This window comes from Mesorhizobium sp. M0960 (assembly GCF_040319055.1).
Lineage (GTDB): Bacteria > Pseudomonadota > Alphaproteobacteria > Rhizobiales > Rhizobiaceae > Mesorhizobium.
Map to the genome: position 1 here is coordinate 102,267 of NZ_JAMYNN010000003.1, position 25,134 is coordinate 127,400.

A 25,134-nucleotide genomic window follows, 5' to 3' on the forward strand; every position below is an offset into this window, starting at 1 on the left:
GACCGGTTTAGGGCCGGAAGCGGGCTCAATCGACCTTCGTCATCGCCGCCTTGCGCTCGTTGGCGATCAGCCAGAGATTGCGGATATAGATCAACAGGCCCATGGCCTGGCCGGCGATGAACACCGGATCCTGACGCTGGATGGCATAGACCAGCAGCAGGCCGCCGCCGAACAGCGAAAAGAACCAGAAGGCGATCGGCACGACACTGCGCTTCGCCTTTTCCGACGCCACCCACTGCACCAGAAACCGCATGGTGAAGAAGAACTGGGCGACGAAGCCGAGCAGTACCCAGGCATCGAATTGCTTGACGAAAACATCGTGAAGCCAGGTCGCCAATTCCTGAAGCACGTTACCCATGCGTGATTTCCTCTACTTTGGGCATTCTGCGGCGCCTGCGGCGCAGCCACCAGACACCGGCAAGATCGAGCACGCCCTGCAGGCCGCGATCGAAGATGCCGTAGTTCGATTTGCCGTGACGGCGGGAGCGGTCGACGACGTCGCAATGAACGACGCGGTAGCCCTCCTGGATGACCAGCGCCGGAACAAAGCGGTGGGTGCCGTCGAAGAACGGCAATTTCCTCAAAATGTCGGTGTGGATCGCCTTGAGGCCGCAGCCGGTATCCCGCGTCTCATCGTGCAGGATGGCCTTTCTCAGCCCGTTGGCGAAACGCGACGCCAGCTGCTTGATCTTACTGTCGCGGCGCTTCAGACGCTGTCCCTGCGCAGCTCCGACGTCGGGACCAGCCTGCCGGAGCGCGTCGATCAACACTGGGATATAGCCGGGGTCGTTCTGGCCGTCGCCGTCGATGGTGGCGACGATATCGCCGCGCGCTGCCCAGGCGCCCGAGCGTACCGAGAGCGACTGGCCGGCGGATTTCGCATGCCTGAGGTGGCGCAGCGGAAACGCGCGAAGCGCTGCCTGAGCGGCAAGGACCGAAGGCGTGTCGTCGGTCGAGCCATCGTCGACGACGATGACCTCGAAGTCGCGCCCAGCCATGGCAGCGCCGATCTCGTCGAGCAGAAGCGGCAGGTTCGCCGCCTCGTTCCGGCAAGGAATGACGATGGATATCTCCGGCATCTCGACTCTGTCACAGGATATGGCATTCGATCGATGCCGCGCGGTCCAGCGGATGAGGCCCGCTGGTGCGGCGCCTCATTACGCCAGCCGAAACGAGGACGCAAGCAGGCGCGCCGGAAGTGAAGGATGAGGGGTGCTCCAGCTTGGCGAGAAGGGAAGAGGGCGCGCTATAACCGGATTCCACTTTTGCTGATCGCGCTTGAGTGCTAAACGCCCGCCTTCATGCATAGCCGAGCCACGTTCGGCCGGAAGCCTTTCAGGAAAGAAAAATGTCCGCCTTCAAATCCGATTTCCTGCGCACGATGAGCGAGCGCGGTTTCATCCACCAGACCTCGGATGATGCCGCCCTCGACCAGCTTTTCGCCACGGAGACGGTGAGCGCCTATATCGGCTTCGACGCAACCGCCAGGAGCCTGCATGCCGGGTCGCTGATCCAGATCATGATGCTTTACTGGCTGCAGCAGACCGGCCACCGGCCGATCGCGCTGATGGGCGGCGGCACCTCGATGATCGGCGATCCGTCGTTCAAGGACGAGGCGCGCAAGCTTTTGACGCCGCAGGACATCGAGGACAATCTCGCCGGCATCCGCCGCAACTTCACGCCCTACCTCAAATTCGGCAGCGGCCCCAACGACGCCGTCATGATCAACAATGCCGACTGGCTGATGGACATCAACTACGTCAATTTCCTGCGCGATGTCGGCCGGCATTTTTCGGTCAACCGCATGCTGGCCTTCGATTCGGTCAAGCTCCGGCTGGACCGCGAGCAGTCGCTGTCGTTCCTCGAATTCAACTACATGATCCTGCAGGCCTATGACTTCGTCGAGCTCTACAAGCGTCTCGGCTGCCGGCTGCAGATGGGCGGCTCCGACCAGTGGGGCAACATCGTCAACGGCATCGATCTCGGCCATCGCATGGAAGGCGCGCAGCTTTATGCGCTGACGACGCCGCTGCTCACCACCTCGTCCGGCGCCAAGATGGGCAAGTCGGCCTCGGGCGCGGTCTGGCTCGATGCGGAGATGTTGAGCCCCTACGCGTTCTGGCAATATTGGCGCAACACCGAGGATGCCGATGTCGGCCGTTTCCTCAAGCTCTACACGACCTTGCCGCTCGCCGAGGTCGCGCGCCTCGAACGGCTCGGCGGCTCGGCGATCAACGAAGCCAAGAAGATCCTCGCCACCGAAATCACCGCCATGCTGCATGGCCGCGGGGCGGCAGAGGAGGCCAGCGAAACGGCGCGTAAGACGTTCGAAGAAGGGGCGCTCGCCGAAACACTGCCAACAGTCGAGGTGGGCAGGGCCGATCTTGAAGCCGGCGTCGGCATATTGTCGCTGTTCGTCACCGCCGGGCTGGCTGCGTCCAACGGCGAGGCACGGCGGCATATCCAGGGCGGCGCCGTGCGCCTCAACGACCAGCTCGTTGCCGACGATCGCAGGATGGTGACGCTGCAGGATATGGGCCTGGAAAATGTCGCAAAGCTGTCGCTCGGCAAGAAGAAGCACGTTCTGGTGCGGCCGGTTTGACGCGCAACCGTTGGTGCCGGCGGGACAGCGCCCCCCTCTGTCCTGCCGGACATCTCCCCCACAAGGGGGGAGATCGGCTTTCGCGCCGGCTTTCGCCAATCTACAACGTTGCAGGAAGAGCGCAGCGTGGAAGCTGCCAATCTCCCCACTTGTGGGGGAGATGTCCGGCAGGACAGAGGGGGGCGCGAAGGATCACTACAGAGCGTCGGTGTCCACCCGCCTACCCTGCCCGCCTACCCTGGCCGCCTCAACGATACTCGAAGATCGACCGGAATATCCCGGGCGCGATCACGGATAGCGGATTTACCTCCAGGTTGGGCTTGTTGGCGTTGCCCTTGAGCCTGTAGGTGACGCCGATCAGGCCGCGGTCGCGGCCGTTGCCGAGCAGCGCGCCGATCAGCGGCAGTTCGCCGAAGATGCGGTTTACGCCGTAGGCCGGCATGAACGTGCCGGTGATGTCCATATTGTTGTTCTGGTCGTAGAGCGTGCCCTGGAAGGTGGTGCCGATGCGCGAGCCGCGCAGCACGCCGTTGCGCAGCTTCAGATAGCCGCTGCCCTTCTCGATTTCGCTGAAACCGCGCTCGAACTTCACCCTCGACGTGTCGAGATTGCCTTTGACCGCCTCGTTGAGGCTACGGCTGTCGCCAGCCGGCGTCGTCGACACGATCGAGGCGAGCTTCGGCTCGTTGACGATAAAGAAGTTCTTGGCGTCGACCTGGCCTTTCATCGGCCCGTCGCCGGCCCCGGTGAGTGCCAGCGTGATCGAGCCGCCTTCCATGTGCTCGTAGATGTTGAGGAAGCGCAGTATGGCACCGGCATCGGCCGACTTCATGTTGAGCGCGCGCAGGCCGCCGCCGGTCGTATTGCTGATGGTGATAGCGGCTCCCGAATCTGCCGTGGCGCTCACCTTGAGCCCGTTCACCCTGGAGCCGGCGGCGCTGTAGTCGAGCTTCAGATTCGATAGCACCTCGTCATGGAAGCCGGTCAGGGAACTGACGTCGGCGCTGACCGAGATCGTATCGACGCCGGTGGTCTTGGTGGCGGTGTCGACGTCGGACGTGAATTGCTTGATCAGCGAGCGTGCGTCCAGCGCGCTGCCGCTAACCTCGACCGCATAGGCCTTGCCCGACCGCTTCACCGAGACGGCGACGTCGTCGCCCCTGTTCAACGTGACCTTGCTGAACCGGGCCGAGGACAAGGCGCCGTTGACCAGCACCGCGCTGCCGTCGATGGAGAAGGTCTTGCCGTCGAGTTCGAAATTGGACAGCGTCGTGGTGTCGCCGGTCTTCGCCATGGCGAAGGTGACCTTGGCGGGGATGCCGGGGCCCTTGCTCCAGCCGGCCCAGGGAATGTCCAGCCTGGCATTGGTCAGGTCGGCCGACACGTTCTGGTTGCCGGTGCCGCTCTTGTCGATCGCCACCTTGATGGTTCCGGAAAGCAGCGTCGACAGGCCAGGCATGGCGGTGGCGCGGGTCTTGTCGTCGAGCACCAGCGCTACTTTACGACTGCGCGGCGGGCCGCCATCCCTGAGCGGCTCGATCAGGTCGAGCTCGGCCGGAATGCCGTTGAGCAGCGCCTTGGCCGAGATCACCGCCCGGTCGGGTGCGACGGTGATCGAGCCGTCGGCATGGCTGACCGTCTGGCCCTCGAACGGCTTGGCCAGCGACAGGTCCTTGTAGTCCAGCGCCACCAGCCAATCGAGTTTGGAGGAGTCGACGCCGGACTGCAGCGGAATATCGGCCTTGACGTGGCCGGTCACCGTGCCGGACAGGTCGTCCGGCAGCAGGCCGACATGGCGCATGGCGTTGATCGGGTCATAAGATGCCAGTTCGGCGATCGCCGGCGCCTCGCCGGCGACATCGATGTCGAGCGCGCCGATCACCGGCGGATGGTTCGCCGCCTTGACGGTGAGCGTGCCGTTGCTTGCCGCCACGGTACGGCCGCTCGGCATATAGACGCTGCCCGAGGACAGCGCGACGTCGACGTCGTTGCCGTGGAAGCCGACGACGCCGACGGCATCGCGGATCGGCGGAATACGGCCGGCCGTGTCGAAGCGCGATCCTTCAACCTGGAATCGGCCGAAGACTTCATCGGCGGAAAGCGGCACGCCGTTGCCGAGCCGTCCGGGTACGACCTGGAATTGCAGGCTGCCATCGACGACGCGGCCGCCGAACAGGTTCTTAAGCACCCACAGCCTGGCATTGCGCGCCGAAAACCACGGCCATAATTGCTTGACGTGCGAGACCGGCATGTCGTGGACATTGAGCGCCACCGAAATGCCCGGCGCCTGGTTGGCGACGAATGAAACCGAAGCCGTGCCCAGCACTTCCCTGCCCGGTCCGGACCGGACGCCGATCTGCTCGGCGACCAGCTTTTGGCTCGTCGGCTGGTAGATGCCGGCAATACGGGCAATGAAGCTGAGCGCCGGTTCCGGCGAATCCGACGGCGCCAAGGTCGAACCGTCGCTGGTCAGGTCGTAGCGATAGGATGGCTCCTCGCCCGCTGTGCCGGTCGCCGGCTTCGGCCCGATCGAACCGGCAAAATCGAAGGTCGAGCGGCCGGTCTTCACCAGCAATCCGTCGACCTGGATCTTGTTCGAACCGGCGACGAGCGTTGCATCGAGATCGACGTCGGCCGGAAGCAGGCCGCGCGAACCGAGATCGAGCACCGATCCGGTCAGCGACAGGGCAGCGGTCAGCCGCGAGCCGTTGTCGCCGGCCGCTTCCGACCCCGCCAGCTTCAAGGCGATTGCGCCCAATTTGCCACCTGCAGCCGCAGTGTCGGCGTCGGCCGCCTGGATGCTGGCGTCCAGCGTGGTGATGCGTCGCGTCGCCGGATCGCGGGTGGCGGAAGCGGCGATGGTGAGCGCCCTGCCGTCGACATCCGCGTCGGATGAAAACTCCATGCTTCCCGGTCCCGACTGCGACACGGAGGCGTCGGCGATGGTGACCGACTTGACCGATCCGGTCTCGGGCAGTGCCAGCTCGACGTTGCGCAGATCGATCTGGCGCACCGAATCCTCGCGCACCGCATCGAGCGCGCGGTTGACGTTGGCGAAGACGGCGACGGAAAGTTTTTCCGGATCGATGAGACCGTCCTGGTTGCGCAGCCCGGCCGTCCAGTCGCCGCCGGACGGCATTGCCGCCATGACGATGTGCGCGTCGGAAATCCGGGCGCTGGTGAGCCGCACCTCGCCCGAAAGCAGCGGGATGAGCCGGATGCCGAAGCGGACCCGGCCGGCATCGGCCATCGGTTTGCCGTCGGCGGTCTTGAGGCTGACGTCGCTGACCTGCAGCGCAATGAAGCTCGACCCGTCAAGCGTCAGCCGGGCCGGCCCGACGGCAACATCGACATCGAAGCCGGCCAATTTCTCGATTGCCGTCTCGGCTTCCGCGCGAAGCCGCTCCGAGCCGAAACCGGACACGCCGATCGCATAGACACCGGCCGCAGCCAGCAGCACAAGGGCGACGAGGCCGGCAAACAGCCGCGCCATCAAACGAACGCCGCGACCGATCGACGCCTGGCCGAGCGGCGGGACGCGGCACGCGGACGGAAAGGTTCCCAGGTCGGTGATCTCGTCACGCCTGAACCTGATCTTCTCGTGCTGCGGTAGCTCCTGATCCACGCAATCTTCCGTTGAAACGAATTCGATCGTGGACGAATCCCCGCTCGACATTATATCGATGCAGCCTGGCGCGTAACCTCAAACAAGGGCATCGGTATGGCTGACCTCAACGTGGGCGATGTTGCGCCGCAATTCGATCTTCCGCGCGACGGCGGCGGTTCACTCAGCCTCGCCGCATTGCTGGGAAAACCCATCGTACTCTATTTCTACCCACAGGACGACACCACAAGCTGCACCAGCGAGGCGATCGGCTTTTCGCAGTTGAAGCCGGAATTCGAAAAGGCCGGCGCTGTCGTCATCGGGCTGTCGCCGGACAGCGTCAAGAAGCACGACAAGTTCAAGGCGAAATACGATCTGAGCATCGACCTGGTCGCCGACGAAGAGCGCAAGGTGATCGAGGCCTACCATTTGTGGGTCGAAAAGAAGCTCTACGGCCGCATTTATATGGGCGTCGAGCGGGCGACGTTCCTGGTCGGCCGGGACGGACGCATCGCCAGGATCTGGCGTAACGTCCGCGTCAAAGGCCACGCCGAAGCGGTGCTGGAGGCGGTTCGCGCCCTTTGAGAGCTGCGGCACGCCGCTGCAATTCGATGCCCGTTTTGCGCGAATACCTTTGCCCGTCGTTCGGTCCGGCAAAACTTTGTTAACCCTAATAATGTGTAATCAGGCTCGTCGTTGGTGTCGTAACGAAAGCTTGGTCCCGTGAACGTAGCCAGTCAGTCAGCGGTCTTCGGCAGACGCAGAGAGCCCCACACCGTCATCATCGCCCGGGGCGACCAGATAAGGCATTTCACCATACGTCCGTGGCTGGCCGCATTTTGCGGCTCGGCGCTGGCGGCGATCGTCATTGGCTACCTGCTGGCGACCTCTTATCTGGTGCTGCGCGACGACCTGATCGGCGCCACGACGGCGCGGCAGGCGCGCATGCAGCAGGCCTATGAAGACCGCATCTCGGCATTGCGCGGCCAGGTCGACCGCATCACCAGCCGCCAGCTTCTCGATCAGCAGCTGATGGAAACCAAGGTCAGCGAGTTGCTGGAACGGCAGAGCCAGCTCAGCCTGCGTCACGGCCGCCTCGGCCCGATCCTCGAACGAGCCGAAAATGAGGTCGCAACGCCGCCCGTGCCGACGGCAAAGCCGGACGAACACGCCGACGCGACCGGCAGCATCCAGCCGATGGCCTATTCCGTCGCCAGCCTTGCTGCCCCCCTTGCCAGCAACGACACGAGGCCGTTCTCGCTGTGGTCGACCCGCGCCAATCCGCTGCCGAGCGAAAGCGCGGCCGACCGGGCAGACAAGCTCTTCGTTTCGATCAACAACTCGCTGAAGACCATCGAGAGCCAGCAACTCACCCGCATCGCGGCACTTGCCGACAATGCCTACAAGAGCGCCGACGCGATCTCGCAGGCGCTCGAGGCCGCCGGCCTGCCGGTCGACAGCGAATTCGAAAAGAGCGATGTCGGCGGCCCGCTGATACCGCTCGACAGTTCGTTGGTCTTTGACAGCAAGGTCAAGGAGTTGGACGAGGCGCTTGACGCGCTGGATCATCTGAAAAAGGAGGCGCGCCGGCTGCCGCTCGCCAACCCCGCCCCCGGCCATAGCGTCACCAGCCCGTTCGGCGTGCGCACCGACCCCATCCTCGGCACGGCCGCCTTGCATTCCGGCATGGATTTCAGGGCGCCGGTCGGCATGCCGGCCAAGGTCACGGCAGCCGGCGTCGTCGTCAAGGCCGGCTGGAACGGCGGCTACGGCCGCATGGTCGAGGTCGACCACGGCAACGGTTTTGTGACGCGTTACGGACATCTCAGCAAAATCGACGTCGCCGTCGGCCAGAAGCTCGATGCCGGGGACATCATCGGCAAGACCGGCAACAGCGGCCGCTCGACCGGCCCGCATCTGCACTACGAGGTTCGCCACAATGGCGAGGCGATCGACCCGCTGCGGTTTTTGACCGTCGGCAAGAAGGTCGAGCGGTATCTCTAGGAGCCGGGCTGCTCCTCAGACGACCCAGCAATTGAGCGGCATCGGGCCGGCGCAGCCAGGCCAAGGCGGCCTCACCTAAGTATCCTCGGGCGATCGCCCTTCGCTCTATTCTCCCCAGCAAACATTCGGCTCCAGCCCTTGAGGGCCTCTGCCCCACAGCGTTGACTCCGACGCAGTTATAGGATGATATGTATAAGCCTATGCCTCAGTCCAGCAGGCTTGTAATGACCGTTCATGGTATCCCGCCTGAAATTCTGAATGCTCTGGAGGGCGCTGTCGGACAAAGCGGCGTGACCGCCGACGCTGCCGGCATGGCGAAATACCTTTTGGACTGGTCCGGGGATCATCGCGGCGGAGCCCTTGCGGTGCTGAAGCCTGCTTCCGTCAGCGAAGTCCAGGCTGTGGCGCGGCTCTGCGGCACGCTCGGGCTCGGAATCATCCCACAGGGCGGGAACACGGGGCTGGTGGCGGGTGCAATCGACATCGACTCCCGTGGCGCGGTGGTCGTCAATCTGGAGCGGTTGAACGGCATCCGTCTCGTCGACGCCGACAATTTCGTCCTGCAGGCCGATGCCGGCTGCATCCTGCAGCACATCAAGGATGCGGCAGAAGCAGAGGATTGCCTGTTTCCGCTGGCGCTCGGCGCGCAGGGAAGCTGCCAGATCGGCGGCAATGCGGCCAGCAATGCCGGCGGCACCAACGTGCTGCGCTATGGCATGGCGCGCGATATCATCCTCGGCCTCGAAGTCGTCCTGCCCGATGGCGAGTTGTGGAGCGGCTTTTCCGGCCTGCGCAAGGACAATCGAGGCTACGACCTGAAGCAGCTCTTCATCGGCAGCGAAGGAACGCTCGGCATCATCACCGGCGTCGAGCTCAAGCTGTTTCCGAAACCGGCCCGGGTCGAGACCGCTTATCTCGGTCTCGTTTCGTTCGAAGCGGCCATCACCCTGTTCCGGCAGGCTCGCCGGGCCTCATCCGATCTGATTTCGGCCTTCGAGATCATTGGATCGGAGTGCATCGCGCTCGCGCGCTTGATCGATGCCAACATCGTTTCGCCGGTCGAAGCTCCCGTCCACGTGCTGATCGAACTCTCCGCAAGTGCTACGGTCGATCTGCGCTCCATGCTGGTCGATTTCCTGGCCGGAGCCATTGAGAGCGGTCTGGTCGCCGAGGCCGTCCTTGCTGAAAGCGTCGCACAGGCCAGGGCCTTCTGGGCGATCCGCGAAGGGCTGGTCGAGGGCCAGGTAAGACGCGGCTACCATGTGCGCACCGACCTTGCGGTCAGGATATCGGACATCCCTGCCCTCATCGATCAGGCCCGCCAATTCGTGGCGCTGGAACATCCAGGCTGGCTGCCGCAGGCCTATGGCCATGCCGGCGACGGCAACGTCCATTTCAACGTCCTGCCACCGCTTGGGCTCGCCGAGGGGGAAGCTCGTGCCCAGGGCGCGGAGATCACTGCCGGACTCTACCAGATCGTCGGCGCGCTTGGCGGGTCGATCAGCGCCGAGCACGGCATCGGCCGCACCCGTCATCGCACTTTCTGGGCCGGCCTGGCGCCTGCCCATCGCCGGCTCGTCACGGCGCTCAAAACAACGATCGACCCTCAGGGATTGATGAATCCCGGCTGCCTTCTGCCATCGACGGAGACCTTTCCATGAAGCAAAGACTGGCCGCTATCGGCACGGTCGAGGCGCTGCCGCATCGCGTCGCCGCATTCCTCAGCCGCGAGATCGAATCCGGCGACCTCAATCCGGGCACGCGGCTGCCGACCGAGCAGCAGCTCTCGGAAAAATTCGGCGTCAGTCGCAATGTGGTGCGCGAGGCGATCGCTCAACTCAGGGCCGATGGCATGATCGAAGCCCGGCAAGGCGTCGGCGCCTTCGTGCTGGCGCCGGAGCAGCGCGCCTCGATCCGGATCGATGGCGAGGCGCTGAAAGCGACCGGGAATATGGAGCGGCTGTTCGAGCTGCGTTGCATACTGGAAGCCGAGTCAGCTGCGCTCGCCGCCGAACGGCGCGGGCAGGAGCACCTCGACGCAATCAAGGCGGCGCTAGACCGGATGAGCGGCGAGGAGCGCTGGGAAGAAGGCAGCATCGACGCCGACCTTTTGTTCCATCGCGAGATCGCACGGGCGACCGGCAACAATTACATCCACACCTTTATCTCCTTCGTTTGCGAGCAGATCCGCCGCTCGATCCACTACGCGCGCCTCACCAATCCGCTGCACGACCTGGTCGAAGTCAATGTCGGGGAGCATGTGCGCATCTACGAGGCGCTGGTCGCGGGCGATCCCACGGCCGCCGAGGCGGCGATGCGCGCCCACATCGTCGGCGCCGCCGACCGCGTCGGCGTCAAACTGCCAGCATCGCGCGCCGCGCACAGCACAGGGAGGTAGCCATGCCGGTCGGAGGCGCATATGCGATTTCGGACGTCTGCCTGCTCGTCGAAAATATCGAGCGGACGGTTGAATTCTATGTCGAAAAACTCGGCTTCCGCCTGCGGCGTCGCGCCGAGGGCTTTGCCGACTTTCATGGCGAGGGCGTCACGCTGGCGGCGTGGGAGATCGATCACATCAACCGGCACACCGGCGTCTCGAAGTTGAGGTCGCCGCGCCAGGCGCACAAGGTCTGCGTGGCGGTCAGGCTAGACGCGCCCGGCGAGATCGACCGGCTCCATGGCGAACTGGCAGCCAAGGGCGTGCCCTTCTACGGCCCGCCGGAGGATTATGTCTGGAACGCGCGCTGCGCATATTTCACCGATCCCGACGACACGCTTTGGGAACTATACGCCTGGCTCGACGGCGGCCCCGGCGACTATCACGACGAACAGCCGTAGACGACGCCGCGCCACGGGAACGGCGCGCAATGAAGAGACGAGAACGTCTTGCAACAGGAGCAAAAAATGAGTGGGAACAGAGACTACGACATGAACCGCCGCAGCTTCGTGAAAGCCGGCTTCGCCGCTGTCGCGGCAGCTTCGGCCGGAATGCAGCTCGTGCTGACGCCGGGCGCCAAGGCTGCCGGAAAGGTCGTCATCCAGTATGATTGGCTGATGTCCAACGGACAGATTGGCGACATCGCCGCGGTCGCCAACGGCTATTTCAAGGAGGTGGGCCTCGAGGTGGAATTCAGCCCGGGCGGTCCCAATGCGGCGACGGTGCCGCCGGTGATTTCGGGCGCCGCACAACTCGGCCAGTTTTCCGAAACGCCGCAGCTCTACGCGGCGCGTGCCAGCGGCGTGCCGGTGAAGATCATCGCCTGTGGCTTCCGCACCGGTCCCTATGCCTTCACCTCGAAGCCTGCCAAGCCGATCCGCGGCGTGGCCGACCTCAAGGGCAAAAAGATCGGCATCCAGCCGACGGCGCGCTTCGTCATCGATGAGATCCTGGCCAAGAACGGCATTGATCCGTCCGAGGTCACCGTCGTCAATGTCGGCTTCGACAAGGCGCCGCTGGTGCGCGGCGACGTCGACGCGATTGGCGGATGGATCACCAACACCCAGGCGCTGAGCGTCGTCGGCGACGACAGGATCGATCTTCTGGTGCGCGACCTCGGGCTGAACTCCTATGCCGACGTCTATTTCGCTACCGACACAGCGATCGAACAGGATGCGGAAATGCTGGCGAAATTCATCGGCGCCGTCGCCAAGGGCTGGGGCTGGGTGCACGCCAATCCGCAGGAAGCCGTCAAGAAGATGGTCGAAGCCTATCCGGAAATGGACCTTGGCTGGGAGCAGAAGACGATCAATCTGGTGCTGAAACTCTCCTTTGACGGTGCAACCGCCAAGGACGGATGGGGAACCTTCGATCCCGCCTCGATCGAGGAGCAGCTGGCGCTGCTGGACAAGGTCGGCCAATACCCGAACGGCCGGCCCGCGGCAGCCGATGTCTACACCACCAAGATACTCGAATTGTCGGCCGCCGACCGACCCAAGCTCGACGCGCCCGCCGCTTGATGGCGAAGGCGATCGAGGCCCGCAGGCTGGATGTCGGCTATAGCGGCCGGCAGCCGGTGGTGAAAGTGCTCTCCGGTCTCGACCTGTCGGTCGAGGCCGGCTCCTTCCTGTCGATCCTTGGACCTTCGGGATGCGGCAAGTCGACGTTCCTCAGGGTGGTGGCCGACTTGCTCGATCCGCTCGGCGGCTCGATCACCGTGCTTGGCGACACACCGCATGCTGTCCGTTCGCGGCGCGATGTCGGTTTCGTCTTCCAGGACTCGACCCTGCTGCCCTGGCGCACCGTGCGCGACAACGTCCGCCTGCCGCTCGATGTCGGACAAGGCCGGCTTACCCGGACAATAGACGATCGAACCGACGAGCTGCTTGATCTGATGGGGCTTGCCGGGTTCGGTGAGCGTCTGCCGCACCAATTGTCCGGCGGCCAGCGCCAGCGCGTGGCGATCGCCCGGTCACTGCTCGGGCAACCCAGGCTGCTTTTGATGGACGAGCCCTTCGGTGCGCTGGACGAGATCACCCGCGACCGCCTCAACGACGAGCTTTTGTCGTTGTGGCGGCGCACCGGCGCGACCATCCTTTTCGTTACTCATTCGATCGCCGAAGCCGCCTATCTCGGAGAACGGGTCATCGTTCTCGCCGCCAATCCGGGCCGCCTGGCGAGAGACCTCGACATGCGGCCGTTCAAGCAGGCAGGCAACCGCTGTTCGCGCGAGGATCCGGCGATCGTTGCCGCGATGGCCGAACTGCGCGGCGCGCTGGAACAGGCCTCATGAGGCAGGCGCCCTTGCCATCGGCGCTGGCCGTCGCCCTGCCCGTTTTTGGCGCGGCCTCGATCCTGCTCGCCTGGCAGTTCCTGCTGCCATGGCTCGGCGTGCCGGCCTATATCGTACCGACGCCGACGGCCATATCAGGCGTGTTCCGGAAGAGTCTTGCTTTGCTGCTCAGCAATCTCTGGCCGACGCTGATCGAGGCGCTGGCGGGATTTGTCATCGGCAATCTTGCCGGTGTGCTGCTGGCGGTGCTGTTCGTGCACAGCCGCATCCTGCAGGCGGCCTATTTTCCGGTCGTGCTGTTCTTCAACACCATTCCCATCCTGGCGCTGTCGCCGATTATCATCCTGATCTTCGGGCTCGGCATGACGCCGAAGATCGTGATCGCGGCGGTGATCTGCTTCTTCCCGACGCTGGTCAACATGATCCGCGGGCTGGACTCGGCCAGCGACAACGAGCACGAACTGTTCCGGGTGCTATCGGCTACGCGCTGGGAGATCTTCTGGAGCCTGCGCCTGCCAAGAGCATTGCCGATGCTGTTCTCCTCGCTGAGAATTGCTTCGGCCACGGCCGTGATCGGCGCTATTGTCGGCGAGTGGATCGGGTCGGATAAGGGCCTCGGCGCGCTCATCATCCAGGCGACCTTTAACTATCAGTCGGACCGGCTCTATGCGGCAATCGTGCTGTCGTCGTCCTTGTCGATCGCGATGTTCTCAATCGTGGTTCTGCTGGAGCGACGTGCCATCCGCTATTGACCATTCCGTCGAGCGGCCATCCGCCAGGTTCGCTGTGCGCGGGCTGTAAATTTATTTTTGAATTCCATTTGACTGAATAAATCTTCGGTGCCAGTCTGGCCTCTCTCGAGGGCGCAAGGCATGGCACTGCGGGGAACCAATCAGGAGTTCGGGCGGCCGTACAACCGGCGCATCGTGCTCGAATCCATTCGCCTTCACGGGCCGATCGCCCGCGGCGACATTGCCAGGCGGGTCGGGCTCACCGTGCAGACGGTGTCGACCATCGTTCGCGAGCTGGAAGAGCACGGTTACGTGTTGTCGCTGCGCGAAGAGCCCAAGGGGCGCGGACTGCCCCCGGCAACGCTGCGGATCAATCCGGAAGGCGGCTATGCCGTCGGCATTCACGTCACCCCGCTCGGCATCAATGCCGCGCTGATCAACCTCAGCGGCGATGTCATCGAGAGCAGCTACCGCGAGGCCCCAAATGCAACGCCCGACCACGCCTTCGAGCTGATCGGCGCCATGGTGCTCGAATTGACAGCACTGCGGCCCGGTGGCCGCGTCCTCGGCATCGGCATGGCGTTGCCCGGGCCGTTTGGCGTGGAGTCCATGAGCTTTGTCGGTCCGACCACCATGACCGGCTGGAAGGATGTGGCGCTGCGCGAGCGGCTGGCCGCCTCGACCGGACTGCCGGCCTTTTTCGAAACCGACATGGCAGCGGCTGCCGTCGGCGAGCGCCTCTATGGCCTCGGCACGGCATATTCCGAATATTACTATCTCTATTTCGGTGTCGGCCTCGGCGGCGTCATGGTGCATGACGGAGCCGCATTGCGCGGCGCCTGGGGCAATGCCGGCGAAATCGGCCACATTCCCGTGGTGCCGGGCGGCGAGCCCTGCCCGTGCGGCAATCGCGGCTGCCTCGAACGGTATCTTTCGCTCGAGGCGCTGCGGCGCCGCAACGTCGCCGACGCCGACTGGGTGAGCGAGATCGCGCCGATCTTCCGCAACGCCATCACCATCATCGAAAACCTGTTCGACCCCGAAACCATCATCCTTGGCGGGCTGGCGTCCACCGACCTGCTCGAAAGACTGGCCGGCGCAGCTGCGCACCTGCCCAACTCGGTCTCGGCGCGAAGCGACCGCACGACGCCCCGCGTCAGCGTCGCGCGCGGCGGCCAGCATGCGGTGTTGCGCGGCGCCGCAGCGCTTGCCGTCTCAGGGGTGCTTTCGCCACGCTTCGGCCAGATCTTCACCGCCGAACGCGAACGCGGGCGGGATCTCTTGCATAACAAGGGGATCGCGGCATGAGCGAACCCCTGCTGGTGCTCGATAACGTTGCCAAGAATTACGGTGCCATCGAAGCACTGAAAGGCATCAGCTTTTCTATCGGCAAGGGCGAAGTGGTGGCGCTGCTCGGCGACAACGGCGCCGGCAAATCGACGCTGGTCAAGATCATTGCCGGCGGGCTCGAGCCGACCTCCGGCCGCATGCTGTTCGAAGGCAAGGAATTCCTCGCCAAATCCCCCGCCGAGGCCAAGGCCGCGGGGATCGAGACCGTCTACCAGGACCTGTCGCTTTGCACCAATGTCGACGTGGTCGCCAATTTCTTCATGGGCCGCGAGATCACCAGGAAGGTTCTCGGCATTCCGGTGCTCGACGAGCGCGCCATGGAGCAGGTGGTGCAAAAGGCGTTGGCCAGCGCCGGCACCCGCATTCCCTCGCTTCGCACCAATGTCGAGCACCTCTCCGGCGGTCAGCGGCAGGCCATCGAGCTCAACCGGTTCGTGCATTTTGGCGGCAAGTTGGTGCTTCTCGACGAGCCGTTCGCAGCGCTCGGCGTCGAGCAGACGCGGCGCGGCCTCGACATGATCCGCCAGGTGGCGAGCCAGGGTATCGGCGTCGTCATCATCACCCATATCATGCAACAGGCCTTCCAGGTCGCCGACCGGATCGTGGTGATCCGGCAAGGCGTCGTGGCTGGCGATGTCGCACGCAACAAAACAAGTCCCGACGCGGTGATCAACATGATCACCGGAGAGACGCTTGCCGGTGCCGGACCGGCGAGCTGAGGGACAACTGAGGGGTCCGGCGCAAGAGGAGCGAACGACATGAAGAAAATACTTCTTTCCGTCTTCGGTATCCTGGCACTGGCCTTTGCCACGCTCACGCCGGCATTCGCTCAGTCCAAGGGCACCGTCTACTACATGGTGCCGACACTGCTCGATGAGTTCCAGACCGGCTCGGTGAGCGCGCTGGAATTGTTCCTGAAGCAGGTCGGCTACGAGATGAAGACGCTGAACGCCGACAATAAGACCGACGCTCAGCAATCGCAGATGAACGACGTCATCGCGCTCAAGCCGGCGGCGATCATCCTTGCCGCCGTCGATTTCAATGCGCTGAAACCGTCGATCGAGGCCGCCCGTGCCGCCGGCATCCCGGTCGTCGAGTTCGACCGCCAGATCACCTCGACGCCGTCCGACTTCACCTCGGTGGCCGGAACCGTCGAGATCGGCTACGTCGCCGCCGACCAGGCGCAAAAACTCCTGACCGCGAAGAACGGCTCGGTGAAAGGCAAGATCCTGCAGGTGCTCGGCGATCCGGGCGATCCCTATACGCTCGATATCCAGAAGGGTTTCGAGGAGAAGATGAAGGCGTTCCCGGACGTCAAGATCATCTCGCTGCCGGCCATGCAATGGGCGGCGGATGCAGCCGGGACCATCGTCAACGACCAGCTGCTCGCCAACCCCGACATCGACCTGATCTTCAGCCACGCCGCGCATCTTTCGGTCGCTGCCGTCGCCTCGCTCGAGGCCGCCGGCAAGAAACCGGGCGACGTCATGCTGATGAGTTCGAACGGCGCTCCGGTCGGCCTCGACCTGATCCGCAAGGGCTGGCTCAATGTCGAAGTCGAGCAGCCGCTCTACGCCCAGGCCGCGGCGGTCGCCATGTTCATGGACAAGGTGGTCAACAAGCAGGAGATCAAGCCCGGCGAATATGATGTGCTTGGCCTGAAATCGACCCTGACCAAGGAAGCGTGGGGGCCGAACATCAAGATCCCCGGCGCTGCGATCACCAAGGAAAATGTCGATAACCCAGCCTTCTGGGGCAACATGAAGCCGCCGGCCGAAACCATAAAGCCGGTCGAATAGCGAACTCGCCAGAAGCTCCGGGCCACGCAGGCCCGGAGCCCAGCCCTGCAGCCCGGTGCGTTCAAACGGACGCGCACGGGAATGCTGCAGCAATTTTCAACCGCGCCTGATCTTTCCGACGACCGAGTGGTTCTTCGGGTCATGCGCCAACCGGATCCGCAGATGAACCCTCGCACGCGCCAAACCCTCGAGTTCATCCTCGACAATCTTGTCTGGTTCATGCTGGTCTTCGTGCTGGTGGTCTTTTCCATCCTCATCCCGAACTATTTTCAGCTCGGCATCTTCGCCAACATCATCGAGGCCTCGAGCGTGCTCGGCGTCATGTCGATCGGCTTGGCGCTGGTCATCATCGCCGGCCATATGGACCTGTCGGTCGAATCGGTGGCGGCGCTCAGCGCCATGGCGGTCGGCATCCTGTTCTGCTCGTCGGGCATCGGCCTTGGCATCCAGTTGCAGCCGCAATGGCTGATGGTTCCGGTTTCGCTGCTCATCGCGCTTGCCGTCGGCGGCCTCATCGGCGCTTTCAACGGCTATCTGGTGGTCAGGGTGAAGATGAGCGCCTTCATCATCACGCTGGCCTCCTACATCTGGGTACGCGGCCTGGTGCTGGTCATCTCCGGTGGCCGCTCGGCACAAGACCTTGCGCCGGCAATCCGCTGGTTCGGCATCCAGCGCCTGGGCGGCCTGCCGTTGACGGCCTGGATCGCCATTGCGTGCTTCGTGGTGTTCTCGCTGATCATGGCCAAGACGCCCTTTGGCAGGCACCTGGTCATGATCGGCGGCAACGAGACGGCGACGTTCCGCGCCGGCATCCGCGTCAATCGCAACCTGGTCATAGCCTTTGTTCTCGCCGGTGCCATCGCCGGCCTTGCCGGCTGGCTGCTGGCAATCCGTACCTCCGGCGCCACCGCCAATCTGGGCGTCGGCCTGTTGTTCAACGCCTTCGCCGCGGTCGTCATCGGTGGCGTCAGCCTGAAGGGCGGCGTCGGCACCTTGCCCGGTGTCTATGCCGGCGTGCTGCTGCTCTCCGCCATCAATACGGCGATTAATTTGATGGGCCTGCCGGCCAACTTCACCCAGGTGATCCACGGCCTGCTCGTCCTCGCCGCCGTGCTGCTCGACGCCTTCAAGCAAACCATCCGCCAGAGGCTCGCATGACCGGCCGTCTGGAAGGTAAGGTCGCGCTGATCGTCGGAAGTGCGCGCGGCATCGGCAAGGGCATCGCACAACGCTTTGCCGAAGAGGGCGCGACGCTTGTCCTGGCCGATACCGAGGTTGAGGCCGGGCAAGCGACTGCGGACGAGCTCGGCGCCGCCTTCATACACACCGACATTTCACAGATGGCCGATGCGCAAGCCGCCGTGGCGCTGGCGCTAGCGCATCACGGCCGGCTCGACATCATGGTCCAGAATGCCGGCATCTATCCGTGGCAATTGCTGGAAAACACCAGTCCCGACGATTGGGACCGGGTCATGGCGGTGAATTTGCGCGGCAGCTTTGTCGCCGCACGCGCGGCGCTGGTGCCGATGAAGGCACAGCGTTTTGGCCGCATGCTGTTCACCTCCTCGATCACCGGCCCGCATGTCACCAGTCCCGGCCACGGCCATTATTCGGCGACCAAGGCCGGCATCAACGGGCTGATCCGTTCGGCTGCGCTCGAATTCTCCGGCTACGGCATCACCGTCAACGGCGTCGAGCCCGGCAACATCCTCACCGAAGGCATAGAGCGGCATCGCGGTGCGGCCTTCATCAAGAACATGGAAGACGCCATCCCGCTCGGCCGCCTCGGCAGCCCGCGCGACGTGGCCAATGCCTTCCTGTTCCTGGCCTCCGACGACGCCAGCTACATCACCGGCACGACCATTATCGTCGACGGCGGGCAGCTTTTGCCCGAGGGCAAGGATTTCCGGCTGCTGCCGCCATGATCGTCGATTTCGGCGGCGGTTTCTTCCTGCGCCGGGCGACCGCCGCCGATCGTGCAGCGCTTGCCGCAATCTGTCTCAAGACCGGCGACGCCGGCAAGGACGCCAGCGGCCGCGAGGACGACCCGGACCTGCTCGGCCTGCTCTTCACCATTCCCTACCAGGTGCTCGAACCCGAACTGGCCTTCATAGTCGACGGCCCCTCAGGTGCCGCCGGCTATCTGCTTGGCGCAGCCGACACCGTTGCTTTCAACGCCGGCCTGGCATCAAAATGGTACCCGGAGATTCAGCGGCGTGTGACCGACCCCGAACCCGACAGCTCACGCTGGCGCGGCAGCGACTGGGCGCGGCACCGGATCCACCACCCCGATTTCGCTGTTCCGCCTGCACTGGCGGCCTATCCGTCGCACGGCCACATCGACCTTTTGCCGCAGGCGCGCGGAAGAGGCATCGGCAGGCGCGCCATGGCTTTCCTCGAGCAGTTCCTTGCCGCGAGCGGCTCAACCGGCATTCACCTCGAGGTCATGCCGCAGAATGATGATGCGCTAAGGTTCTACAAGGCGATCGGGTTTGAGGTGGTGCAGGTGCCGAAGCGTTGTGTTTATGTGGCGAAACGGCTTGCTCGGGCTCCGGCGATTGCAGGCTGAGCTGCGGCAAGCAATCGCTCAAGTTGCATCGAACCGGGAGGTTTCAACACAGTGCAGGCTAGTTCCAGTCTTGGCGGAGTGCCTACTAGTTCGGTGTGGGCGGCAGAGGAACATGCGCAACCGTTTCTCCCGCCACAATCGAGAACACATAGAGCAGATAGATAGCTAATACCAATAGCGCGAGGAATGAGCCATTGGCGAAAATTCCTGCAACCGTGGTGCTGCGATAAGGTTCAACTGTTGCCTTCTTAAGGATATCTTCTTCGCTGCGGGTTGTCTTCACAACCTGTTCGCCTGGAAGCCGGTTTTTTTCAGCCTCCTTCGATATCTTATCCGCGAGATCTCCTGCGATCACGGCATCATCCGGAAGATGACTCGTAAGCCATCCAGGAATATTTTCGCTCCCGCCCATGCTCATGTGCAAGTATGATTCAGCTTTCTTCTGTTCTCCCTAAATTACTGCATGTTTTATCTTTCGGCAATCGTTTGCCTTATGGGGAAGCGCCAGATCAGACTTAAGTCCCTACGGAAAGGCGCTTTGATCGGACCAAAGTCCTAGTGGCGTAGTGGTCACATGTGTCTCGCCTGGGCCGCGGAGCATTTGCAGGCGGAAAATACGGCACAACAGCGAAGCCATTGGTTGCGATCAGAGGTTGCGCCGGGCGGGTCAGCTTGGGCGGTGTAGCCCCTGATTGAGCACATTGAGGAAAATGGTGGGCGATGACGGGCTCGAACCGCCGACATCTTCGGTGTAAACGAAGCGCTCTACCAACTGAGCTAATCGCCCGCTCCGGGCCGGACCTTTAAGCAGTTAGGACCGGCTTCGCAAGGCCAAATGAGCGGCCAGCGGCTTGGCCGAGAGCAGCTTTCGGCGACAAGGTTCTGCTTGTCAAAAAACCTTCTGCTGTTTGCTGTTATGCTGTCCGGGTCCGCTTGACACCCGGTGGCTTACCCCTTATCCACCGCCCCAACGACGAACACGGCTGACACGTGCTCGTCCATGCGCGGGTGTAGCTCAGTTGGTTAGAGTGCCGGCCTGTCACGCCGGAGGTCGCGGGTTCGAGCCCCGTCACTCGCGCCATTTCTCCTTCGGGCCACGGCCCTTGGTGTCGGAGAAATGTCGACGTTGATTTGTCAAAAACCGTCTTCTTCGTCAGGTAATCCCGATTCATTGGTTTTGAAACATCGACCCACCAGCCCTGCTTGCTAGCGCGCCGAGCCACAAGACAAGAGCTTCCTGCCCACAGTCTGGTCCCTCAGCTACGGACTCACCCCTTGGCGAGCAGCGCCTCGACCTCCTGCAACGCCGGCATGGACGGCGCGGTGCCTGGACGCGTCACCGAGATGCCGGCGACGGCGCAGGCGAAGCGCACCGCCTGCAGGGGTTCGATCCCCCTCGACAGCGCCGCCGCCAAGCCGCCATTGAAGGCGTCGCCCGCGCCGGTGGTCTCGATGACCGGGCCGGCAGCGACCGCTGCGACATGTTCGGATCGATCGGCCGTGTGCAGCAGCGCACCCTTTTCGCCGAGCGTCACGATGACCGTGCCAACGCCCTTCTCGAGCAGGCTGTCGGCGGCACGGCGGGCATCGTCGATCGAGGACACCTTGATGCCGGTCAGTTCCTCGGCCTCGGTTTCGTTCGGCGTGACATAGTCGCAAAGCGTATAGATGCGGTCTGGAAGCTTTGCCGCCGGCGCCGGGTTGAGGATGGTGGTCACCCCTGCCCCACGCGCGATCTCCAGCGCCCGCATCGCCGCCTCGATCGGCTGTTCGAGCTGGGTGACGAAGACCCCGGCCGCGCGGATCAGTTCGGCATTTGCCTCGATATCGGCGGGCGAAATCAGCATGGCCGCGCCGGGACTGACGATAATGGCGTTGTTGCCGCTCGTCTCCTCGATGAAGATATAGGCGGCACCGGTGTAGCTTTCCGGTGTGTCGATGACAGCGCTCTTCACGCCGGCCGCGTTCCAGGTCTGTCTCGCCATCTCGGCAAAGGGATCGACGCCGAGGCGGGTCAGAAAGGTGACGTCGGCGCCGAGCCGGCCGGCCGCCACCGCCTGGTTCGAGCCCTTGCCGCCGGGGCCGAGCGTGAAGGACGTGCCCAGGATCGTCTCGCCGATGCGCGGCTGGCGGGCGGCGCGGTAGGCCGTGTCGGCGACGAAGACGCCCAATATGACAACAGGCTTCATAACGATCGGTCTGCCCGGCATGTCGCTACTCCGCATCCGGCGGCACGACGCCCTTGCGGAATGCGAAGCAGCCATAGAAGCGGCGCTCGCCGGTCTGGATGACGCAATAGGCCTTCTTGGCGCGTTCGTAGAAGGCATAGCGCTCGACCGAGATCATCGGCCAGGCCTTGCCCTCGGCGGCATCGATCTCTTTTTGCACTTCCTGCTGCACGGCGGGAATCTCGTCCGGCTTGCCGACGATCTCCATGCGCGCGGCGGCATCGTCGACGAAGGTGTCCAGCGGATAAAGCGACAGCACCGCCTTGACGACCTCCGCTGCCGATGCGTCGATGCGCAGCAGCTTGCCAAGCACAGTCTGCCGCGCCACCGAATCGGACGGGAAATTGGTGTCGGCGATGATCAGATCGTCACCGTGACCCATCGCCCGCAGCGCCTGCAGCACATCGGCATTGAGCAGCGGATTGATTCCTTTGAGCATGGTATTCCTCGCGAAGTTTGCTGGGGCGAAATCAGAGACGCTTGCCGGTCTCTGCGTCGAAGAGATGCACCTGGTCGAGCCGCGGTTTCAGGTGCAGTGTGTCGCCCGGCTTGAAGTCGTGGCGCTCACGGAACAGCGCCACCATCTCGCCCTCGCCGAAGCGCAGGAACACCAAAGTCTCGGAACCGGTCGGCTCGACCACCGAAATCTTCGCCGGAACACCATCGGGATGGATTTCGAGATGCTCGGGCCGCACGCCGTAGACGACATTACGGCCATCCTCGACGGCACTGGTCGCCGCAATTGGGAAGGGCGTCCCGGCGATCTCGACGACGGGCTTGTCGCCCTTGCGCACGACGCCCTTGAGCAGGTTCATCGAGGGCGAGCCGATGAAGCCGGCGACAAACAGGTTGGCCGGCCGGTCGAATAATTCCAGCGGCGCGCCGACCTGTTCGATGCGACCGTCGCGCATCACCACGATCTTGTCGGCCATGGTCATCGCCTCGATCTGGTCGTGGGTGACGTAAATGGTGGTGGTCTTCAGCCGCTGGTGCAGTTCCTTGATCTCGGTGCGCATCTGGACACGCAGCTTGGCGTCGAGATTGGAGAGCGGCTCGTCGAAGAGGAACACCTGCGGGTTGCGCACGATGGCGCGGCCCATGGCGACGCGCTGGCGCTGGCCGCCGGAGAGCTGGCGCGGATAGCGCTTGAGGTAGGGATTGAGGTCGAGGATGTCGGCGGCGCGCTTGACCCGCTCAGTGACCACCGCCGGGTCGGTTTTGCGCAGCTTGAGAGCAAAGGCCATGTTCTGCTCGACCGTCTTGTGCGGATAGAGCGCGTAGTTCTGGAACACCATGGCGATGTCGCGCTTGGCCGGCGGCAGATGGTTGACGACGCGCTCGCCGATGGCGATGGTGCCGCCGGAGACCGTTTCCAGCCCGGCCACCATCCTCAGCAGCGTGGACTTGCCGCAGCCGGAAGGCCCGACCAGCACCACGAACTGCCCGTCGGCGATGTCGACGCTGACATCGTGCAGAACCTTGACGGTACCGAACGCCTTGGCCACATTGCGGATCGCGACTTGAGCCATCATTCCCCCTTCAGTTGCCGTGAAGCTAAACAACGCAAACGGCGAGGGCAAGTCAGTCTCTTATAGATAAAAAACCCATTCACGTTGACACCGCACTTCGTTGTGCGAATAGTGACAGTGTCCGGCTTATGACCCTGTTCCGGGCGCACCGGTACGCTTGTCCGGCACTGAATGCCAAGCGTCGCGGGAGGGAGAATTCGGGCCGCTATTTACGGGAGTCGCTGTCGTTGGGGAACATAATCGGCGCTCCACCATCTGAACCAATTCACAATTGACCTTCTGGGAGGAACGAAATGAAAGTCAGCCTTTATAACCAACTTGTCCGCGCCGGGGCCACCCGCCGCGACGTGCTGAAGGGAGCGGCCAGCATGGCCGCCCTCGCGGCGGCCTCAAGCGCCGGACTTGGTGCGCTGACGCGCACGGCTGCGGCCGCCGACGACCTGCGTGCGCAGATCCTGCAGATCCCGGGTGTGGGCAAGGGTCAGCCGACCGATGCCGACTTCCAGCAGGTCGGCGAGCTTTGCCTTGGCGCCACCAAGGCCAATGTCAAGGAAGGCGAATTCGCCGGTGTCGAACTCACCTTCATGGGCCTCAACAACCAGAACCTGCACAATGTGCTGTTTCGCGGCTTCCTGAAGCCGTGGGAGACCTATACCGGCGCCAAGATCAACTGGATCGACCTGGCGCAGGCTGACTACAACGCCCGCCTGCAGCAGTCGATCGCGACCGGCACCGTCGATTTCGACATCATCGAAATGGGGGCACCGTTCGAAGGCGACGTCTGCGGCAAGGGTCTCACCTCCGAGATGCCGGACTGGGTCAAGGACCAGATCGACATGAAGGATGTCGTGGCCTATCTGCAGCCGCCGGTGGGCACATGGGACGGCAAGCAATATCGCGTGACCGTTGATGGCGACGCACATAATTTCAATTACCGCACCGACGTGTTTGCCGATGCCGACCTCGCCAAGGCCTGGAAGGACGGCGGCGGAGAAGGCGAATGGGGCGTGCCGAAGACCTGGCAGCAGGTGCAGGCGGTGACGAAGTTCCTCAAGGGCAAGCAGGTGAAAGGCCAGGATGTCTTTGGCTATCTCGATGCGCCCAAGCCCTGGGGCGGTTTCGGCTTTTATTTCCTCGGCAGCCGCGCCAGCGCCTACGCCAAGCATCCCGATGACAAGGCCTGGCTGTTCGATGCCGACACGATGAAGCCGCGCGTCAACAATCCGGCATGGGTGCGGGCGATCCAGGACGTCATCGATGCCCTGCCCTCCGAACCTGCCGACCAGATCAACGCCGACCCGAATACCACCGCCTTCCAGCAATTCCTGGCAGGTACCGGTTCGATGGTCACCTGGTGGGGCGACGTCGGTTCGAACGTCAAGACCAACGATTCCTCGGTCGTCGGCGACATCACCGGCTTCTCGATCCTGCCGGGCTCGGACGATGTCTACAACTCCAAGACCGGCCAGTGGGACAAGCTCGCCAGCGGGCCGAACCATGCGCCGAACTGCGCCTATCTCGGCTGGGGCGTCTATGTCATGGCCCGCGTCGACGGCGACGAAAAGAAGAAGAAGGCGGCCTGGTCTGCCGCCGCCCATCTCGGCGGCAAGGACCTGTCGCTCTGGTGCGCGGCCTATCCGTCGGGTTTCCAGCCCTATCGCAACTCGCATTTCAACATTCCGGAATGGGTGGCGGCGGGCTACGACGAGGCGTTCATCACCTCGTATCTGAAGTCGGAAGCCGACAGCTACAACCATCCGAACGCGGCGATCGAGCCGCGTATCCCCGGCATCTTCCAGTATTACAGCGCCGCCGAGGACATTTTGGCCAACACCTTTGCCGGCAAGATGAAGGCGCAGGAAGGCGCCGACGCCATCGCAGCCGCCTGGGAGAAGCTGACCGACCAGATCGGCCGCGACAACCAGATCAAGCTCTACAAGGCCTCACTCGGCATGTAGGTTGAGATAGTGAAACTTGGTCCGGCGGCG

At 63.6% G+C, this 25,134-nt stretch carries 23 protein-coding genes and 2 tRNA genes; 17 read left to right on the plus strand and 8 right to left on the minus strand.

Going from position 1 to position 25,134, the window contains the following annotated elements; all coding sequences use genetic code 11:
- Nucleotides 1–25: 25 nt before the first annotated feature.
- Together NKH63_RS08775 and NKH63_RS08780 are read right to left on the minus strand one after the other, a co-directional pair.
- A complete protein-coding gene (locus NKH63_RS08775; protein WP_023717355.1) occupies nucleotides 26–358 on the minus strand; it encodes a lipid-A-disaccharide synthase N-terminal domain-containing protein in 333 nt (110 codons plus the stop codon).
- Nucleotides 351–1,079 (minus strand): glycosyltransferase family 2 protein, encoded by a 729-nt coding sequence (locus NKH63_RS08780; protein ID WP_031193510.1) that lies wholly within the window; start codon nucleotides 1,077–1,079, stop codon nucleotides 351–353. The genes NKH63_RS08775 and NKH63_RS08780 overlap by 8 nt, the downstream gene beginning before the upstream one ends.
- Nucleotides 1,080–1,348: 269 nt before the next feature.
- On the opposite strand from NKH63_RS08780, the gene tyrS reads away from it, so the two are divergent.
- The gene (gene tyrS / locus NKH63_RS08785; RefSeq protein WP_352481182.1) at nucleotides 1,349–2,602 is read left to right on the plus strand and encodes a tyrosine--tRNA ligase; all 1,254 of its coding nucleotides are present in this window, start codon (nucleotides 1,349–1,351) and stop codon (nucleotides 2,600–2,602) included.
- A 247-nt stretch (nucleotides 2,603–2,849) separates the two neighbouring features.
- Here the strand turns inward: tyrS and NKH63_RS08790 are convergent, their stop codons facing one another.
- Nucleotides 2,850–6,227: a hypothetical protein gene (locus NKH63_RS08790; protein ID WP_352548179.1), complete on the minus strand. Its 3,378-nt coding sequence runs from the start codon at nucleotides 6,225–6,227 to the stop codon at nucleotides 2,850–2,852.
- A gap of 96 nt (nucleotides 6,228–6,323) precedes the next feature.
- On the opposite strand from NKH63_RS08790, the gene NKH63_RS08795 reads away from it, so the two are divergent.
- From NKH63_RS08795 to NKH63_RS08860, 14 genes are all read left to right on the plus strand, one after another.
- Nucleotides 6,324–6,791, plus strand: coding sequence for a peroxiredoxin (locus NKH63_RS08795; RefSeq protein WP_352481184.1), 468 nt, complete (start codon nucleotides 6,324–6,326; stop codon nucleotides 6,789–6,791).
- A 138-nt stretch (nucleotides 6,792–6,929) separates the two neighbouring features.
- On the plus strand, nucleotides 6,930–8,210 hold the full coding sequence (locus NKH63_RS08800; protein WP_352481185.1) for a M23 family metallopeptidase: 1,281 nt from the start codon (nucleotides 6,930–6,932) through the stop codon (nucleotides 8,208–8,210).
- A gap of 224 nt (nucleotides 8,211–8,434) precedes the next feature.
- Nucleotides 8,435–9,871, plus strand: a complete 1,437-nt coding sequence (locus NKH63_RS08805; protein WP_352481186.1) for an FAD-binding oxidoreductase — start codon at nucleotides 8,435–8,437, stop codon at nucleotides 9,869–9,871.
- Nucleotides 9,868–10,608: a FadR/GntR family transcriptional regulator gene (locus tag NKH63_RS08810; RefSeq protein ID WP_352481187.1), complete on the plus strand. Its 741-nt coding sequence runs from the start codon at nucleotides 9,868–9,870 to the stop codon at nucleotides 10,606–10,608. The genes NKH63_RS08805 and NKH63_RS08810 overlap by 4 nt, the downstream gene beginning before the upstream one ends.
- A gap of 2 nt (nucleotides 10,609–10,610) precedes the next feature.
- Nucleotides 10,611–11,048 carry a VOC family protein gene (locus NKH63_RS08815; protein ID WP_023717347.1) on the plus strand — a complete coding sequence of 146 codons (438 nt, stop codon included), beginning with the start codon at nucleotides 10,611–10,613 and terminating at the stop codon, nucleotides 11,046–11,048.
- Between the two features lie 90 nt (nucleotides 11,049–11,138).
- Nucleotides 11,139–12,167 carry an ABC transporter substrate-binding protein gene (locus tag NKH63_RS08820; protein ID WP_352481311.1) on the plus strand — a complete coding sequence of 343 codons (1,029 nt, stop codon included), beginning with the start codon at nucleotides 11,139–11,141 and terminating at the stop codon, nucleotides 12,165–12,167.
- Nucleotides 12,167–12,940, plus strand: a complete 774-nt coding sequence (locus NKH63_RS08825; RefSeq protein WP_352481188.1) for an ABC transporter ATP-binding protein — start codon at nucleotides 12,167–12,169, stop codon at nucleotides 12,938–12,940. Before NKH63_RS08820 ends, NKH63_RS08825 begins: the two co-directional genes overlap by 1 nt.
- Nucleotides 12,937–13,692 carry an ABC transporter permease gene (locus NKH63_RS08830; RefSeq protein ID WP_352481189.1) on the plus strand — a complete coding sequence of 252 codons (756 nt, stop codon included), beginning with the start codon at nucleotides 12,937–12,939 and terminating at the stop codon, nucleotides 13,690–13,692. Before NKH63_RS08825 ends, NKH63_RS08830 begins: the two co-directional genes overlap by 4 nt.
- A gap of 120 nt (nucleotides 13,693–13,812) precedes the next feature.
- Entirely contained in the window at nucleotides 13,813–14,979 is a 1,167-nt protein-coding gene (locus tag NKH63_RS08835) for an ROK family transcriptional regulator (RefSeq protein WP_352481190.1), read from the plus strand.
- Entirely contained in the window at nucleotides 14,976–15,740 is a 765-nt protein-coding gene (locus NKH63_RS08840) for an ATP-binding cassette domain-containing protein (RefSeq protein ID WP_023717343.1), read from the plus strand. The genes NKH63_RS08835 and NKH63_RS08840 overlap by 4 nt, the downstream gene beginning before the upstream one ends.
- 39 nt (nucleotides 15,741–15,779) lie before the next feature.
- Nucleotides 15,780–16,820, plus strand: a complete 1,041-nt coding sequence (locus NKH63_RS08845) for a sugar ABC transporter substrate-binding protein (protein WP_352481191.1) — start codon at nucleotides 15,780–15,782, stop codon at nucleotides 16,818–16,820.
- Nucleotides 16,821–16,982: 162 nt separating this feature from the next.
- Nucleotides 16,983–17,978, plus strand: a complete 996-nt coding sequence (locus tag NKH63_RS08850; protein WP_031193507.1) for an ABC transporter permease — start codon at nucleotides 16,983–16,985, stop codon at nucleotides 17,976–17,978.
- Nucleotides 17,975–18,745 carry an SDR family oxidoreductase gene (locus tag NKH63_RS08855; RefSeq protein WP_352481192.1) on the plus strand — a complete coding sequence of 257 codons (771 nt, stop codon included), beginning with the start codon at nucleotides 17,975–17,977 and terminating at the stop codon, nucleotides 18,743–18,745. Before NKH63_RS08850 ends, NKH63_RS08855 begins: the two co-directional genes overlap by 4 nt.
- On the plus strand, nucleotides 18,742–19,389 hold the full coding sequence (locus NKH63_RS08860) for a GNAT family N-acetyltransferase (protein WP_352481193.1): 648 nt from the start codon (nucleotides 18,742–18,744) through the stop codon (nucleotides 19,387–19,389). Before NKH63_RS08855 ends, NKH63_RS08860 begins: the two co-directional genes overlap by 4 nt.
- An 85-nt stretch (nucleotides 19,390–19,474) precedes the next feature.
- Here the strand turns inward: NKH63_RS08860 and NKH63_RS08865 are convergent, their stop codons facing one another.
- Nucleotides 19,475–19,801: a hypothetical protein gene (locus NKH63_RS08865; protein WP_352481194.1), complete on the minus strand. Its 327-nt coding sequence runs from the start codon at nucleotides 19,799–19,801 to the stop codon at nucleotides 19,475–19,477.
- 299 nt (nucleotides 19,802–20,100) lie between these two features.
- Nucleotides 20,101–20,176, minus strand: a tRNA-Val gene (locus NKH63_RS08870).
- Between the two features lie 217 nt (nucleotides 20,177–20,393).
- Between NKH63_RS08870 and NKH63_RS08875 the strand changes: the two genes are divergently transcribed.
- Nucleotides 20,394–20,470 (plus strand) — tRNA-Asp (locus NKH63_RS08875).
- 187 nt (nucleotides 20,471–20,657) lie between these two features.
- Here NKH63_RS08875 and rbsK read toward each other — a convergent pair.
- Genes rbsK through NKH63_RS08890 form a run of 3 tightly spaced genes read right to left on the minus strand, consistent with a single transcriptional unit; the run spans nucleotide 20,658 to nucleotide 23,146 of the window.
- Nucleotides 20,658–21,599, minus strand: a complete 942-nt coding sequence (gene rbsK / locus NKH63_RS08880; protein WP_352481195.1) for a ribokinase — start codon at nucleotides 21,597–21,599, stop codon at nucleotides 20,658–20,660.
- Nucleotides 21,600–21,603: 4 nt separating this feature from the next.
- Nucleotides 21,604–22,056 carry an RbsD/FucU family protein gene (locus tag NKH63_RS08885; protein WP_352481196.1) on the minus strand — a complete coding sequence of 151 codons (453 nt, stop codon included), beginning with the start codon at nucleotides 22,054–22,056 and terminating at the stop codon, nucleotides 21,604–21,606.
- 31 nt (nucleotides 22,057–22,087) lie between these two features.
- The gene (locus NKH63_RS08890) at nucleotides 22,088–23,146 is read right to left on the minus strand and encodes an ABC transporter ATP-binding protein (RefSeq protein WP_352456634.1); all 1,059 of its coding nucleotides are present in this window, start codon (nucleotides 23,144–23,146) and stop codon (nucleotides 22,088–22,090) included.
- Nucleotides 23,147–23,439: 293 nt separating this feature from the next.
- Between NKH63_RS08890 and NKH63_RS08895 the strand changes: the two genes are divergently transcribed.
- Nucleotides 23,440–25,104, plus strand: coding sequence for an ABC transporter substrate-binding protein (locus NKH63_RS08895; protein WP_352481197.1), 1,665 nt, complete (start codon nucleotides 23,440–23,442; stop codon nucleotides 25,102–25,104).
- The last annotated feature ends 30 nt before the right edge of the window (nucleotides 25,105–25,134 follow it).

Excerpts from the sequence above, each read along its gene's own strand:
- NKH63_RS08775 (WP_023717355.1), bottom strand. The coding sequence starts at position 358 with ATGGGTAACGTGCTTCAGGAATTGGCGACCTGGCTTCACGATGTTTTC.
- NKH63_RS08780 (WP_031193510.1), bottom strand. The coding sequence starts at position 1,079 with ATGCCGGAGATATCCATCGTCATTCCTTGCCGGAACGAGGCGGCGAAC.
- tyrS (WP_352481182.1), top strand. The coding sequence starts at position 1,349 with ATGTCCGCCTTCAAATCCGATTTCCTGCGCACGATGAGCGAGCGCGGT.
- NKH63_RS08795 (WP_352481184.1), top strand. The coding sequence starts at position 6,324 with ATGGCTGACCTCAACGTGGGCGATGTTGCGCCGCAATTCGATCTTCCG.
- NKH63_RS08805 (WP_352481186.1), top strand. The coding sequence starts at position 8,435 with ATGACCGTTCATGGTATCCCGCCTGAAATTCTGAATGCTCTGGAGGGC.
- NKH63_RS08810 (WP_352481187.1), top strand. The coding sequence starts at position 9,868 with ATGAAGCAAAGACTGGCCGCTATCGGCACGGTCGAGGCGCTGCCGCAT.
- NKH63_RS08815 (WP_023717347.1), top strand. The coding sequence starts at position 10,611 with ATGCCGGTCGGAGGCGCATATGCGATTTCGGACGTCTGCCTGCTCGTC.
- NKH63_RS08820 (WP_352481311.1), top strand. The coding sequence starts at position 11,139 with ATGAACCGCCGCAGCTTCGTGAAAGCCGGCTTCGCCGCTGTCGCGGCA.
- NKH63_RS08825 (WP_352481188.1), top strand. The coding sequence starts at position 12,167 with ATGGCGAAGGCGATCGAGGCCCGCAGGCTGGATGTCGGCTATAGCGGC.
- NKH63_RS08830 (WP_352481189.1), top strand. The coding sequence starts at position 12,937 with ATGAGGCAGGCGCCCTTGCCATCGGCGCTGGCCGTCGCCCTGCCCGTT.
- NKH63_RS08835 (WP_352481190.1), top strand. The coding sequence starts at position 13,813 with ATGGCACTGCGGGGAACCAATCAGGAGTTCGGGCGGCCGTACAACCGG.
- NKH63_RS08840 (WP_023717343.1), top strand. The coding sequence starts at position 14,976 with ATGAGCGAACCCCTGCTGGTGCTCGATAACGTTGCCAAGAATTACGGT.
- NKH63_RS08845 (WP_352481191.1), top strand. The coding sequence starts at position 15,780 with ATGAAGAAAATACTTCTTTCCGTCTTCGGTATCCTGGCACTGGCCTTT.
- NKH63_RS08850 (WP_031193507.1), top strand. The coding sequence starts at position 16,983 with ATGAACCCTCGCACGCGCCAAACCCTCGAGTTCATCCTCGACAATCTT.
- NKH63_RS08855 (WP_352481192.1), top strand. The coding sequence starts at position 17,975 with ATGACCGGCCGTCTGGAAGGTAAGGTCGCGCTGATCGTCGGAAGTGCG.
- NKH63_RS08860 (WP_352481193.1), top strand. The coding sequence starts at position 18,742 with ATGATCGTCGATTTCGGCGGCGGTTTCTTCCTGCGCCGGGCGACCGCC.
- NKH63_RS08865 (WP_352481194.1), bottom strand. The coding sequence starts at position 19,801 with ATGGGCGGGAGCGAAAATATTCCTGGATGGCTTACGAGTCATCTTCCG.
- rbsK (WP_352481195.1), bottom strand. The coding sequence starts at position 21,599 with ATGCCGGGCAGACCGATCGTTATGAAGCCTGTTGTCATATTGGGCGTC.
- NKH63_RS08885 (WP_352481196.1), bottom strand. The coding sequence starts at position 22,056 with ATGCTCAAAGGAATCAATCCGCTGCTCAATGCCGATGTGCTGCAGGCG.
- NKH63_RS08890 (WP_352456634.1), bottom strand. The coding sequence starts at position 23,146 with ATGGCTCAAGTCGCGATCCGCAATGTGGCCAAGGCGTTCGGTACCGTC.
- NKH63_RS08895 (WP_352481197.1), top strand. The coding sequence starts at position 23,440 with ATGAAAGTCAGCCTTTATAACCAACTTGTCCGCGCCGGGGCCACCCGC.